Origin of the sequence: Kitasatospora sp. NPDC057015 (genome assembly GCF_042673745.1) — a bacterium.
GTDB lineage: Bacteria > Actinomycetota > Actinomycetes > Streptomycetales > Streptomycetaceae > Kitasatospora.
The window spans coordinates 38,875-52,017 of sequence record NZ_JBHUSG010000064.1 but is presented as its reverse complement, the minus strand read 5'-3'; the positions used below and the strand labels follow the sequence as shown (position 1 = coordinate 52,017).

Below are 13,143 nucleotides of genomic sequence, written 5' to 3'. Positions count from 1 at the left end.
CGTCAGACAGCGCGATCGACACAGCGGAGGGCCCAGGATGCGACACCATAAAAGGGTATCAACTTACCCTCGTGATTTGTGGCGCGTCACACTAGGATGGTGAAGTGGACCAGCGAACGTACAACCAGTACTGCGCGACCGCGCGCACCCTCGACCTCGTCGGCGAGCGCTGGACGCTGCTCCTGATCCGCGAACTCCTGACCGGCCCCAAGCGGTACGGCGACCTCCAGGCCAGCCTGCGCGGCCTCGGCACCGGACTGCTCGCCGCCCGCCTGAAGCACCTCGAACGCGAGGGGCTCGCGCACCGGGTCGTGCTGCCCCCGCCCGCCCGAACCCCCGCCTACGCCCTCACCGAGGCGGGCCGGGAACTCGGACCGGCGATCCTGCAGCTCGCCCGCTGGGGCCTGAAGTGGGCCCTGGGCGAACGACGCCAGGACGAGACGTTCCACCCCGGCTGGGCCGTGCTCGGCCTACAGGCCTGCTTCGACCCCGAGGCCGCCGCCGGACTCCGCGCGGTCTACGAGTTCCGCGTCGACGACGAGGTGTTCCACGCCCGAATCGACGGCGGGGCCGTCGAGGCACTGCACGGACCGGCACAGCAACCGGACGCGACCGTCACCATCGGTCAGGAGGCGTTCCTCCGACTGACCGACCAGAGCCTCACCCTCGCGCAGGCGATCGAGACCGGTACCGCATCCGCATCCGGCGACCCGGAGGCCCTCCGCCGACTGAGCGGCCTGTTCCGCCTTCCGTCCCCGCACAACCGTACGGCGCACCAGACGAGTTGAACCGAGAGCGGGGTGCCCGCGCGGACACCCCGCCACGGCGCACGGGAGAAGCCATGCTCCCCCGGCGTCGTTCGCGCGGGACCGGCCGGCAGCCGACGAGCCCGCTACACCAAGGTGCCGGGCGCGACCACCTGGAAGGCCCGGGCCCGCACCGCGAAGTCCGACGGGTCGCCGTCCGCGCCGCCCTCGTCCGCCCAGGCGAGGAGGACTCCCGCGCCGTCGCCACCGCCGAACGCCGCCGCGCCGGCCAGCTGGAACCGGTCCGTCGCCGTGGAGTTGCTCGCCTCCGCCTCCGCCCCGACCGAGCCCTGGAGCGTGGAGAAGACCTTGGCCCGCACGCTCGTGACCGTGTGGACGGTCTCGGCGCTCCGCTGGAGCCAGGCCAGCAGGAAGCGCCGGCCGGGCAGCCCCACCAGCACCGGGGCCGAGGACTGGATCCCGTCGGCGTCCGTCGCGGAGACGATGACGTTCGCGTCGGCGCCCTCGGCGGTGAACACCCGGGCCTCCACGACGCTCCTGGTGACCCCGATCGGGGACTCGCCGACATTGCGGGAGTGGGCGAGGACGAACCGGCCGTCGTCGAGCACCGCCATCGCCTTCGGGCCGTGGAAGCCGGAGATGTCCGCCCTGATCTCGTCGGTCACCGGCGCTCCCTCGAAGTCGAGGATCCGGAACGTGAGGGCGCCGCCGCCGGGCGGTGACGGGTCGCTGCGCCAGGCCACCACCTGGTTCCCGGAGATCCGGGTGGCGATCGGGCTCTCGTGGAACCCCTCGGTGGTGTTGACGGTGAACTCGGCGCCCTTCCTCACCCCGTCCGGCCCGAAGCGCTGGGCGCGGATGCGGCTGTCCCGCCGCTGGTCCGCCCAGACGACCACGCAGCCACCGTCGATCGAGCCGATGACGTCGGGCTGCTGGTCCGCGGCGACATCATCGGTGCTGACCTGGATCTCGGGGCCCGCCTTGTGCCCGTCCAGGTCGAATCGCTGCATCTTCACCTGCGGGCGCGGGCCGGGCGGGTTGACGGCCGCCTCGATCCACACCACGACCGGACCGCTGCCGGTACCGGTGGCCGCCGGTCGCAGGCGGTCCGTGTTCGCCTGGGCAGGCTGGGGCGAGTTGACCACGAACTCGGCACCGCTGCGCTGGCCGTCCGCCTGGAGGACCTGCCCCTTGACCGTGAGGTCGCGTCGGTCGGCCCAGGCGACCAGGTAGTGCGTGCCGCGGAAGTCGGCCACGGCGGGCTGGTGTTGGATACCCGCGGTCGTCGTGTTGACCAGGATGTCGCTCATGAACCCTCGCACTCGGTCGCGGCGGGAAGTCCTTCGTGCACGGTAGCAATCGCCGGCTCCGGCCGCGGACATTGGCGGCGCGGCGGGCCCGATGTCGGCACGGAGTCCCACCGAAATCCCACCGGAGGTGAACCCCGATGCGCGCGACCCGCCCTGTCCGAACGACCCCGACCCCGACCCCGGCCCTCGATGCGGCGGGCACCCGAGGCGAGTCCGGCTCGCCGGAGCCCCCGCCACCCCGGGGGAGCCACAATGGAAATGACGGGCCGACGCCCCGAGCGGTCCCGCACCTCACGCGTCGCCCGGCGAGGTGGCAGCGCGGGCCTCAGTCCCCGGACGGTCGCGGGCCGCCGAAACCGTCCGCGACGAGACGGGTGGCCCAGTGCCGGAGGGCGGGCGCGAGCGGGGGGCGGACGAGGCCGGCGGCGGTGGCGAGGCGGTCGGCGGACGCCGTGTCGTAGCGGTCCTCGGAGAGGAAGGTGAGCGTCTCCGGATCGGCGCCGGTCAGGGCGCGGGGCAGGCGCCGGACGAACCCGACCGGAATCAGGGCGCGCGGGGGGCGGACACCGAGGTGGTCGGCGAGCAGCGCGATGAGCTCGGGGAGCAGCGGCGTGTCCGGGTCGAGGACGGTGTGCACCTGGACGGGCGCGTCGTCGTGGGCGGGCACGGCCGCGAGGAAGCGGGCGAGGTGGTCGACGGTGACGACGGGCAGGAAGGTGCTGCGGGTGCCGGGGAGCAGGGGGAGGCGCCCGCGGTGGAGCTGACGGACCAACTCCGCGAGGCCGAGGTACTGACCGGCCTCGCCGGTCTGCGAGTGGCCGATGACGCTGCTGGGGTTGACGGTCGTCAGCGGGACGCCGAGGCCGGGCGCCGTCACCCGGACGGCGGCGTCGCCGAGCTGCTTCGAGGCCTCGTACCCGCCGAGGCGGCCGTAGAGCTCGTCGGTGGCTCGGGGGGTGAGCGGGTAGCGGGGTTCGGGGTCGCTGCCGACGCGGTAGCCGGAGAGGTGGACGAGGCGACGCAGGTGGGGGCGGGTGGCGCACCACTGGAGGGCGTTCAGGGCGCCGTCCACGTTGGCGGGGTGGGCCTGGGCGCGGGTCAGGCCGAACCGGTAGCGGGCGGCGAGGTTGTGGACGTCGCGGATTGCGCCGAGGCGGTCGTCGTCGGTGGCGGAGAGGCCAAGCCCGGGCCGGGTGAGGTCGGCGGTGACGGTGGCGAGGGCGGCCTCGTCGGCGCCGTGTGCGCGCAGCCAGTGGCGGAGCTCGGTGTCGTTGCCGCCGCGGACGGCGGCGGCCACGGGCTCGCCGCGGGTGAGGAGTTCCAGGACCAGCCAGCGGCCGAGGAAGCCGGTGGCGCCCAGGACGAGCGTGCGGGGCGCGGGCGGTGTGGACTGCGTACCGTTCACGGAGGTTCATCCAATTCTGTAGACCGGTCTGTATATTTTTTGCCCAGGCGAAGGGCTTTGGCTGTGCAGGATCGGGCGCGGTTCGCACTGCACCACTGCACCACCCCGCCGAACCTCGGACCTACGAGGTACGGGAGGGCTTCCGGCTGCCGATCAGGTGGAGGACGGCGTACTCGGCGTGCTCCAACGGCTCGCGGCTGCGCCGGACCGACGCGAGCAGGACTGCACCCTCCAGCAGGGCGAGCGCCTGCCCGGCGGCGACCACCGCCTCGGCGGGGCGGAAACCCTCCGCCTCGAACCGCCCGGCCAGGACGCGCTGCCAGCTCTCGTACACCCCGGCACAGACGGCCCGCAGTGGCTCGTTGGTGCCGGCGACCTCCAGGGCGACGGTCGCGATCGGGCAGCCCTTGGCGTAGTCGGAGCCCTGCAGCCGGTCGGCGAAGACCCGGACCAGTCGGTGGGTGATCGCCCCGCTGTCGGCCCCCTCGGCGACCAGGGACGTGAGCAGGTCCTCGACCTCCCGACCGGCGTCGACCAGGGCGGCGGCGACCAACTGGTCCTTGCCTTCGGGGAAGTGGAAGTAGAGCGAACCGCGCGGGGCACCGCTCTCGGCCACGATCTGGTTGAGTCCGGTGCCGAAGTACCCGTGTGCCTCGATCAGCACCCGAGTGCCGGCGATCAGCCGGGCCCGGGTCTCCTCACCCTTGACTCCCATACGGAAACAATAGACCGGTCTGCATATTCCTGTCGAGCGCCCGCACCCGCACACCCCGCACCCGCCCACGCCCCCGCCCGAGTCGGCCCGTGCCGTACGGCACCCTCCCCGCGCCGCCGGGCACGGGCCGACGGAGCACGTCAGAGACGGGTGGTCAGCAGCATCGGCTGCGGAAACGACTGCCTCGGGTAGCGGAGCGTGCCGCTGACCGCCACCTCACGCCCGGCCGTGGAGACCTTCCACGGCGAGTACGTCGTCCCCTCCGCCGCCGGGAAGTCCAGCGACGTGACCCGCCCGCCGGACACCCGCAGCGCGTAGCCACCCTCGCCGCGAACCGTCCGCCCGACGGCGACGATGCCGTCCGCGGTGACCGCCGCGCCCGTCAGCGCGCCGGCGTCGGCGGGCCCGTCCGTGCGGGTCCACGTCCGCCCGTTCCAGTGCATGATCAGCGCGTGACCGCGGTCCTTCTCGTCCAGGAGCGTGCGTCCCACCGCCCACACGTCCCGCGGTCCGTTGGCGACGACCTCGTTGAACTCGCCGTACAAACCGCCGTACGGCGGCGTCGGCAGCACGGTCCAGGAACGGCCGTCGTAGTGCAGGACGACCGGCTGGTCGTCGTCCCCGAACCCGCTGCCGACCGCCCAGACGTCCTTCGGGCCGGACGCCGAGATCCCGTTGAGGGCCCAGTTCGCGTACGGCTCCGGCAGGTCGACGCGGTGCCAGGCGTGTCCGTCCCAGTGCTGGACCAGCCCCTCCTGGTGGTCGACGATCTGGGACGGCCCGCCGTCCGGATCGGGGATCCGCTCGTCCAGGACCTGCGCCCAGCCCACCGCCCACGCGTCGTCCGGTGCGAGGGCGGCGATGCCCAACAGGCCGCCGCCGATCGAGTTCGCCGGCATGGCCGCCGGCTTGACCCGCCACGAACGCCCGTCCCAGTGCTCCGTCATGACCGGCTCGCCCTCGCCGCCGGCGTCACCGACCAGCCAGGCGTCGCGGGCCGAGGTCGCCGCGAGGGCGTTGATCCGACCGACCGCCCCGGGCGCGGTCGGCACCTCGGTCCACGGCCCGTCGCGGCGGTCGTCGTGGGTGTAGAGGACGGGCAGGAAGGAGATCCCGTCACCCTCGTCGACGATCCGGAAACCGGCCGTCCACGTGGTGTGCGCGTCGGGCCGCACCGAACCGCTCAGCACGGTGTCGCCGCCGGGCAGCTTGGCGGCGCTCCAACGCGGCGCGGACGCGTCGGCCCCGGAGGCCGCGGAGGCCGCCGAGGCGGTTGCGGGCAGGCCCCCGCCGATCACCAGCGCGGACACCGTGCCTAACAGCAACAACCGGGTGCGTACTGCGACAGCCATGTCGCATCTCCAGTCTCGGGGCGGGGCCGCCCCGTCCCCCCGTACGACGCCTGACTGCTCGCTCGGGGTTGCCTCCTCCGCCGACTCGGGGAATCGGGTGACGTCTTGGCGAGGCGACGAGGGGGCCGGCGACGGGACGGACGAGAACGGGGGCCTCGTCGCGCGCACCACGACCGCCGAGGAGGCCGTCGCCCTCGTCTTGGCCGCCCTGCCGGCGGACATCGGCCCGGCCTACCGAACCCGGACCCCCGGCCGGCGCGGGACGGCCGGCGGTCGGGCCGGCCTCCGGAGGGGCTGGGGCCGGCCGGCCTGTTCGGGACGGTCACCAGAAGCGCGGCTGGGCGGGGACGGCCTCCAGGTCGACGAGAACCAGTTCGCGGTCCTCGTCCTGGGCGATGTCCTCGCAGGCGGCGAGGGCCTGTTCGGTCCAACTGCGGGCCTGTTCCCGGTCCCCGGCCACCGCGTGGGCACGGGCCAGGGACTCGTAGGCGTAGGCCAGGTCCCAGTCCCCCATTCCGTGGGCCCGGCAGATCTCCAGGCCGCGCCGGGCGTGGTAGAGCGCGGGCTCGGCCCGGCCGAGCACGGAGTAGACGCGGGAGCACTGCCACTCGCCGCGGCTCAGGTTCACCGGGGCGCCGACCTGGCCCCAGTGGTAGCGCGAGGCGTGCGCCATGTGCAGCATCCGGTCGTCGTCCTCCGCACTGCGGTCCTCCTTCTCCAGCAGCCGCCAGACGCCGTTGAACAGGTCGACGGCCGTTCTGCGCTCGCCCCCCTCCGTCCCGGGGGCGGGCTTCTCGGTGTCCTGGTCCGTCATCGCCGTCGTGGCTCCGTCCTCGATGAGATGGTCGGTCCGGTGCAGGTCCGCGCGGACCCGGTCCAGACGTGCCTGGAGCCGGCGCCGGTGCCGGATCAGGACCTGCTGGATCGCGTCCCGGTCCGCCGGCTCGACCAGGCAGGCACGAACCTGTTCCAGCGGGACGTCGACCGAACGCAGCAGGTGCACCAGCCGCGCGAGCGCGACCTGGTCCCGGCCGTAGCGCCGGTAGCCCGTGCCGGGGTCGACCACGGCGGGGACCAGCAGGCCCACCCGGTCGTAGTGCCGAAGGGCCTTGGCCGTCAGGCCGACACGACGTGCCAGCTGACCGACCGTGATCAGCTCAGGTCCGTCCTCCATGCCCCGACCCTAGAACCTTGCCCCGCGGGAACCTCAAGCGCGGTACCCGGAGCCGATGCCGAGCCGGCTGGCACGCCCGTCAATGTGCGCCCGACACGGCCATCCGCCGGCGAGCGGCCTTTGCCGACCGCCCCCGGGTTTCACGGACCGCCCCGCCCGGTTTCGGAGGTCCGTCGGGTGGTGCGGCCGATCACGGTCCTGGGTCCGGCCCGGGCTGCTGCTGGCGGTGCAGAGCGTCCAACTCCATCTGCTCCAGGCGCTCCAGGGCCGCCAGGCGCCCGCCCGCGAGGCCTGCCGCGAGCTCGACCAGATGGGTGGTCAGCAGGCGCAGTCCCCGCTCGCCGACCCGCTCCTCGAAGCGGTCGAGGAGCTCGGAGCACGGCCTGGCCGCCGCCGTCGCCGAACCGGCCACGAGGCGGGCCTTCAGCAGCGCGACGGCGAACAGCTCGGCGTCGTCGCTCGACCGCTTGGGCCCGTCGTCCGTGGTCACCGGGCCATCATCGGTCACCGCGCCGGCATCCGCCGGGACTTCGGCGACTCCGGCCGCCCCGGACTCCGCGATCGTCCCGGCGCGGCAGCGTGGTGGCGTGCCGGAGCGGTCGAGGAACAGTGCGACCACACCGGTGCGCCCCGGCGCACGTCGGCGCGCCCCCGGCGCACCTTCACTCCACAACGCAGATCAAATCAGCTGGAAGAGAAGGAAGTTATCCCGATTCGGCGGGCACCCGGGGGTCCGCACTGGAAGGATGGCGCTTCTCGCGCGTGTACTGACCAGGGGGACACATTGGCACCCGTGCAGAGCAACGACCAGCGCCTGTTGGACCGCATCCTCGACGACCAGCACCGGCGGCTGGCACCGGACAAGAGCCGGGAGGACTTCTTCACCTTCTTCACCGCCGACAAGGCCCTGCAGGAATGGGACCTCGACAACGACGAGATCTCGGACGGGATCGTCGACGGCGCCCACGACTGCGGTGTCGACGGCATCTGGTCGTTCGTCGACGGCCGTTACGTGACGGCCGACGCCTACCAGTACCTCACCAGCCGTGCGAGCAGGATCGATCTCGTCGTGCTGCAGTCGAAGACCTCCCCCGGCTACCAGGAGACGGTGTTCGAGAAGCTGCACTTCCACCTGCCGACCCTGCTGGACATGGGCCGTGTCGAGGAGGAACTGACGGCCCACACCAACGCCAAGCTGCTCGACCGAACCCGCCGGTTCCTGCACGTGCTGGAGGAGTCGGCGTCGTCCTTCCCTGAGCTGTCGGTCCGGGTGATCTACGCCTGCACGGCACCCGAGGGTCCGCATCCGAACGTGAAGTCCAAGGGCGACCGGCTCCGCCGCGAGCTGGCGACCATCACCTCGGGAGCGAAAGCGACGATCGAGTACCTGAACGCCGCCGACCTGCGCGAGCGCACCGCGCGCGGCGCGAAGGCGGTGGCCGAGCTCGTCTTCTCGGAGGCCCCGATGGGCACATCACTGGGCGAGGGCTACGTGTGCCTGGCCCGGCTGGACGAGTACTACCGCTTCATCACCACCAAGAACCAGGCCCTGCGCCTGGAGCTGTTCGAGTCGAACGTACGGGACTATGCGGGCTCCACCACGGTCAACACGGCGATCGCCGAGACACTCAAGTCCGGTACCGGCGAGGACTTCTGGTGGTTCAACAACGGCGTCACAGTGGTCGCCGACGCAGCCCAGATCGTGGGCAAGAAGATCGTCGTCAGGGAACCGCAGATCGTCAACGGCCTGCAGACGAGCCACGAGGTCTACAGCTACGTCGAGGCCGGCGGGCAGCACCGTGACCGCTCCCTGCTCGTCAAGATCGTCGTGGCGCCGGGGTCCGGCACCGCACGCGACCGCATCATCCGGGCCACCAACAGCCAGACCCAGCTGCCGGCCGGAGCACTGCGCGCGACCGAGCCCATCCAGAAGGACATCGAGGAGAGCCTGAGCAACGCTGGCGGCTACTACTACGAACGCCGCGCCGGCTACTACCGCAACCTGGGCTTCCCGCTCGACCAGGTAGTCAGCATGGCCCGCCTCGCACGCGAGTTCACCGCCTTCGCCCTGCGCGAGCCCCACACCGCCCTCAAGCACTCCGAGGCGCTGCTCCTCGACGACGCCCACTACAGCAAGATCTTCTCCGCGCGGCTCGACCTCGACCTGTACCGGCTGAGCCTGGACGTCCACACCACGCTGCGCCGGTTCCTCACCGACTACGCCAAGGACCGGCCGCTGCTGGGCGAGACGGTCGAGAACTGGCTCTACCCGATGGCCTGCATGTCCGCCCACACCCTGACCCGCCTGCGCCAGCCCACCCACCGCGACCTGCTCAACGTCGACCTGGCCCACCTCGACGACGAGCTGATGGAACGCATGGCGGCCACCCTCGACACCTCCTTCAAGTCGGCTCTGCGGCAGAACAAGGCCGGCGGTGTCGACCGCATCGCGCGCACCCCCGACTTCACCACCCGCCTGCGCCAGGCCGTCATCACCCAGAGCCGGTATCACATCACCCACTGAGCCCCATGAACCCGCTGAACCAGCTGAACCCACGGACCCACCGGGCCGGCCCAGGGGCGTCGCCTGCGACCGGTCAACCCGTACGGGGGCGAGGCGCGGCCCGGGTGGGCGCAAACCGGGTGCGAGCGGTGTCCGATCGGGCTAGCGTCCACTGCCATGCCACGTCCTCGCACCCGCCCCGACTTCACGGCCGACGAACGCACCCAGATCATCGGGTGGCTCGACCTCCAGCGATCGATCGTCCAGTGGAAGTGCGAGGGGGTCTCCGAGGAGGACGCCCACCGGTCGGTCCTCCCGTCCTCCCCGCTGATGACCGTGGCGGGGATCGTCTCCCATCTGCGCTGGACGGAACACTGCTGGTTCCAGGTGCTGTTCCTGGACCACCCCGCTTCCGCCAACCCGCAGTTCGGCGAGGAGGAGGACGCCGACTTCAAGGCCGAGGGCGTGCCGCTCGCCCGGCTGCTCCTGGAGTACGACCGCGAGTGCGCGAGCTCCAACGAGGTCGCCGCCGCCCACGAGTTGGAGCAGCCGGGGGCGAACCGGGAGTTCAGGTCCGGCTCCGCGTCGCTGCGCTGGATGCTGCTCCACATGATCGAGGAGACCGCCCGCCATGCCGGGCAGCTCGACACCATCCGCGAGCTCCTGGACGGGGAGACCGGCTACTACTGAGCCGGGGGATGCGGAGGACTCACCGGCGGCCGACACCCCGTCCGCCGACCCGGACGAGCCGGCCCGGACGAGTCGGCCCAGGCTGCCGGAACGGGCCCGCCCCCGGCGGCGGGTTCACGACAGGAGCTGCGCGAGTACGCCGGTGAAGGCGGCGGCGAGGGTGAGGACGGCGGCGAAGGTGGTGGCCGCCCGCGTCAACGCGGCGGGGTAGCCGGCGCCGTCGAGCCGCGCCAGGGCGCCCGCGGCGACGGCGGCCAGGAGGGCGAAGACGACGACCAGGGCGGTGGCGAGCAGAACGACGGCGAGACGGTTCACGGTGGTCTCCCTGGGCAGTGGTGGGCTGTTGACGTGACCCAAGGTCGCGGAACCGGTGTCCGCCGAGGTCCGACCGGACGATGATGAACATCGGCGGACACACGGCCGGGCGGACGTACGGCTGCGCGGAACGACGGCTGGGGACACGTGGGCGAGGAACGCGGCGAACGTGAGGCGGCGCTCGCCAGCCTGCGCGCGAAGCTGGCCGACGGGCTCGCCCGGGCCCGCCTGACGAAGACCCAGCTCGCCGGCGCGGCAGGCCTGAGCCGCACCACCGTCCAGGAGGCCTTCCGCACCGACGCACCCGCGCCGTCGGCGGAGACGGTCGCGGCCATCGCCCGCGGAGTCGGCCTACGGGCGGACCTGGAGGGCCTGCTGGACCTTCGACGAACCGCCGCGGGCGAGGCCGGCCCCGCCACCGCCCGGGACTCGGGACCGGGCCGGCCGATCGCGCAGTGGGACCCGCACGACCTGGAGGTCCATCCCGCCGGCGCCGGCTCCCCCCACTCCCCCCACTCCCCGGACTCCCCGAACTCCCCGAACTCCCCGAACGAACCGGGCGCGACCGGCCAGCCGGTGCTGCCCGGCTACGTCCCGCGCGGCCACGACCGGGTGCTCGCCGACACCGTGCGCCAGGCCGCGCACGGCGCCGGCCGCATGCTCGTCCTGGTCGGCTCGTCCTCGACCGGCAAGACCCGGGCCTGCTGGGAGGCCGTTCAGCCGCTCGCGGCCCAGGGGTGGCGACTGTGGCACCCCTTCGAACCGACCCGGGCCGAAGCGGCGCTCGCCGACCTCGAACGCGTCGGCCCCCGCACGGTGGTGTGGCTCAACGAGGCGCAGCACTACCTCGGCCACCCCCAGGCCGGCGAGCGCATCGCCGCCGCCCTGCACGCCCTGCTCACCGGCCCCGACCACCGCCCGGTCCTCGTCCTGGGCACGCTGTGGCCCGAGTACGTCGACCGGTTCACGGCCCTGCCGAGCTCTGCCGCCCCCGACCCGCACAGCCGGGTCCGCGAACTGCTCTCCGGACGCACCCTCACCGTCCCCGACGCCTTCGACCGGGAGGCGCTGCGCGCCGCGCAGGTACTCGCCGAAGGCGGCGACCGGCTGCTGGCCGACGCGCTCGCCCGGGTCGGCGCCCACGGACGGATCGCCCAGGACCTCGCCGGCGCCCCCGAACTCCTGCGCCGCTACGAGCAGGGCGGCCCCGCCGTCCGAGCGCTGCTCCAGGCCGCCATGGACGCCCGCCGCCTCGGCGTCGGCCTGCACCTCCCGCAGGCCTTCCTGATCGATGCCGCCACCGACTACCTCACCGACGACGACTGGGACCACCTCACCGACGACTGGGCGGAAGCCGCGTTCACCGACCTCGCCCACCCCGTCCCCGGCCGGCAGGCCCCGCTGCGCCGCGTCAGCGCCCGACCCGCGCGCCGGCCCCCCGGCGGGCCGGCGCCCACTGCCGTCCCCGCCGCGGGGCCGGTGTTCCGGCTCGTCGACTACCTCGAACACCACGGCCGCACCACCCGGCGCCGGCTCTGCCCGCCCGCCTCCTTCTGGGCCGCCGCCCACGCCCACCTCACCCGGCCCGACGACCTCGACGGCCTCGCCCGGGCCGCCGAGGACCGGCACCGCCTCCAGTGGGCCCACCACCTTCGCCGCCGGGCCGCCGAGGCCGGTCACCCCGGCGCCCTGACCGACCTGGCGGAGCGGCAGGAGACGGCCGGCGACCGGGAGGGCGCAGCCGCCCTCTACCGGCGGGCCGCCGACAGCGGCCACGGTGTCGCCCTGGTCCGGCTGGCACGGATGCGGGAGACGGCCGGCGACCGGGAGGGCGCAGCCGCCCTCTACCGGCGGGCCGCCGACGGCGGCCACCGCACCGCGCTCACCCTGCTGACGGAGATGCGGGAGAGGGCCGGGGAGCACGAGGCCGCCGAGAGCCTCGCCCGGCGGGCCGCCGAGACCGGAAACGCCCACGTCCTGGCCCGGCTCGCGGAGCTGCGCGAGGAGGCCGGAGAGCACGGGAGCGCCGAGACCCTGGCCCGGCTCGCCGCCGCGACCGGCAACCCGCACGTCCTGGCCCGCCTCGCGGAGCTGCGCGAGGCGGCCGGGGACCACGACAGCGCCGAGACCCTGGCCCGACAGGCCGCGGCCGGCGGCCACCAGGCCGCCCTGGGTCGGCTGGCGAGGATTCGGAGAAGGACGGGGAACCGCGAGGGCGCCGAGACCCTCCTGTGGCAGGCCGCCCACGGCGGCTACCTCACGGCCCTGATCCACCTGGGGAGGATGCGGGAGGAGGCCGGCGACCGGGCGGGCGCAGCCGCCCTCTACCGGCGGGCCGCCGACGGCGGCCACCTGGTGGCCCTGGGCCGCCTGGCGGAGATGCGCGAGGAGACGGGGGACCGCGAGGGCGCCGAGGCCCTGGCCCGGCAGGCGGCCGAAGCCGGGAACCCGTCCGCGCTGGCCCACCTGGCGGAGAACCGGGAGTGGGCGGGAGACCGTGCGGGCGCCGAGCTCCTGGCCCGGCAGGCCGCCGAAGCAGGGAACCCCTCCGCCCTGGCCCGGCTGGCTCAGATCCGGGAGGAGGCCGGACGCCGGGAGAGCGCCGAGCTCCTGGCCCGGCAGGCCGCCGAGGCCGGCGACCCCTCCGCGCTGGCCCACCTGGCGGAGCGGCGGGAGTGGGCGGGAGACCGTGCGGGCGCCGAGGCCCTGGCCCGGCAGGCCTCCGAGGCAGGCGAGCCGTCCGTGCCGGCCCGCCTGGCAAGGGCGCGGGAGGCGGCGGGGGACGGCGAGGGCGCCGAGGCCCTCTACCGGCAGGCCGCCGACGAGGGCCGACGTACGTTCCCCCTGACGCGGTGGCCGTACGGGCTGGATCCGGACGGGTCCCCCACTCCTCCCTGGTCGTGACCGGACCG

The 13,143-nt window shown here is 73.8% G+C and carries 11 protein-coding genes; 4 read left to right on the top strand and 7 right to left on the bottom strand.

The annotated features are described in order from the left end of the window. Nucleotides 1–104: 104 nt before the first annotated feature. The gene (locus ACFTWP_RS37315; protein ID WP_380269556.1) at nucleotides 105–788 is read left to right on the top strand and encodes a winged helix-turn-helix transcriptional regulator; all 684 of its coding nucleotides are present in this window, start codon (nucleotides 105–107) and stop codon (nucleotides 786–788) included. A 104-nt stretch (nucleotides 789–892) separates the two neighbouring features. On the opposite strand, the gene ACFTWP_RS37310 is transcribed toward ACFTWP_RS37315, so the two are convergent. From ACFTWP_RS37310 to ACFTWP_RS37285, 6 genes are all read right to left on the bottom strand, one after another. Then, nucleotides 893–2,077 (bottom strand): hypothetical protein, encoded by a 1,185-nt coding sequence (locus ACFTWP_RS37310; protein WP_380269555.1) that lies wholly within the window; start codon nucleotides 2,075–2,077, stop codon nucleotides 893–895. 325 nt (nucleotides 2,078–2,402) lie between these two features. Then, nucleotides 2,403–3,482: an SDR family oxidoreductase gene (locus tag ACFTWP_RS37305; RefSeq protein WP_380269554.1), complete on the bottom strand. Its 1,080-nt coding sequence runs from the start codon at nucleotides 3,480–3,482 to the stop codon at nucleotides 2,403–2,405. A gap of 121 nt (nucleotides 3,483–3,603) precedes the next feature. Then, nucleotides 3,604–4,197: a TetR/AcrR family transcriptional regulator gene (locus ACFTWP_RS37300; RefSeq protein ID WP_380269553.1), complete on the bottom strand. Its 594-nt coding sequence runs from the start codon at nucleotides 4,195–4,197 to the stop codon at nucleotides 3,604–3,606. A gap of 140 nt (nucleotides 4,198–4,337) precedes the next feature. Further along, nucleotides 4,338–5,549 (bottom strand): hypothetical protein, encoded by a 1,212-nt coding sequence (locus tag ACFTWP_RS37295; protein WP_380269552.1) that lies wholly within the window; start codon nucleotides 5,547–5,549, stop codon nucleotides 4,338–4,340. Between the two features lie 322 nt (nucleotides 5,550–5,871). After that, nucleotides 5,872–6,723, bottom strand: coding sequence for a MerR family transcriptional regulator (locus tag ACFTWP_RS37290; RefSeq protein ID WP_380269551.1), 852 nt, complete (start codon nucleotides 6,721–6,723; stop codon nucleotides 5,872–5,874). Between the two features lie 190 nt (nucleotides 6,724–6,913). Beyond that, nucleotides 6,914–7,213 carry a hypothetical protein gene (locus tag ACFTWP_RS37285; RefSeq protein WP_380269550.1) on the bottom strand — a complete coding sequence of 100 codons (300 nt, stop codon included), beginning with the start codon at nucleotides 7,211–7,213 and terminating at the stop codon, nucleotides 6,914–6,916. Between the two features lie 303 nt (nucleotides 7,214–7,516). Here ACFTWP_RS37285 and ACFTWP_RS37280 point away from each other — a divergent pair, with 303 nt between their 5' ends. Further along, entirely contained in the window at nucleotides 7,517–9,247 is a 1,731-nt protein-coding gene (locus ACFTWP_RS37280; protein ID WP_380269549.1) for an AIPR family protein, read from the top strand. A gap of 156 nt (nucleotides 9,248–9,403) precedes the next feature. Beyond that, nucleotides 9,404–9,916 carry a DinB family protein gene (locus ACFTWP_RS37275; protein ID WP_380269548.1) on the top strand — a complete coding sequence of 171 codons (513 nt, stop codon included), beginning with the start codon at nucleotides 9,404–9,406 and terminating at the stop codon, nucleotides 9,914–9,916. 114 nt (nucleotides 9,917–10,030) lie between these two features. Here ACFTWP_RS37275 and ACFTWP_RS37270 read toward each other — a convergent pair whose 3' ends face one another. Then, the gene (locus ACFTWP_RS37270) at nucleotides 10,031–10,231 is read right to left on the bottom strand and encodes a hypothetical protein (RefSeq protein ID WP_380269546.1); all 201 of its coding nucleotides are present in this window, start codon (nucleotides 10,229–10,231) and stop codon (nucleotides 10,031–10,033) included. A gap of 147 nt (nucleotides 10,232–10,378) precedes the next feature. On the opposite strand from ACFTWP_RS37270, the gene ACFTWP_RS37265 reads away from it, so the two are divergent. After that, nucleotides 10,379–13,135: a hypothetical protein gene (locus ACFTWP_RS37265; protein WP_380269545.1), complete on the top strand. Its 2,757-nt coding sequence runs from the start codon at nucleotides 10,379–10,381 to the stop codon at nucleotides 13,133–13,135. Nucleotides 13,136–13,143: the final 8 nt, after the last annotated feature.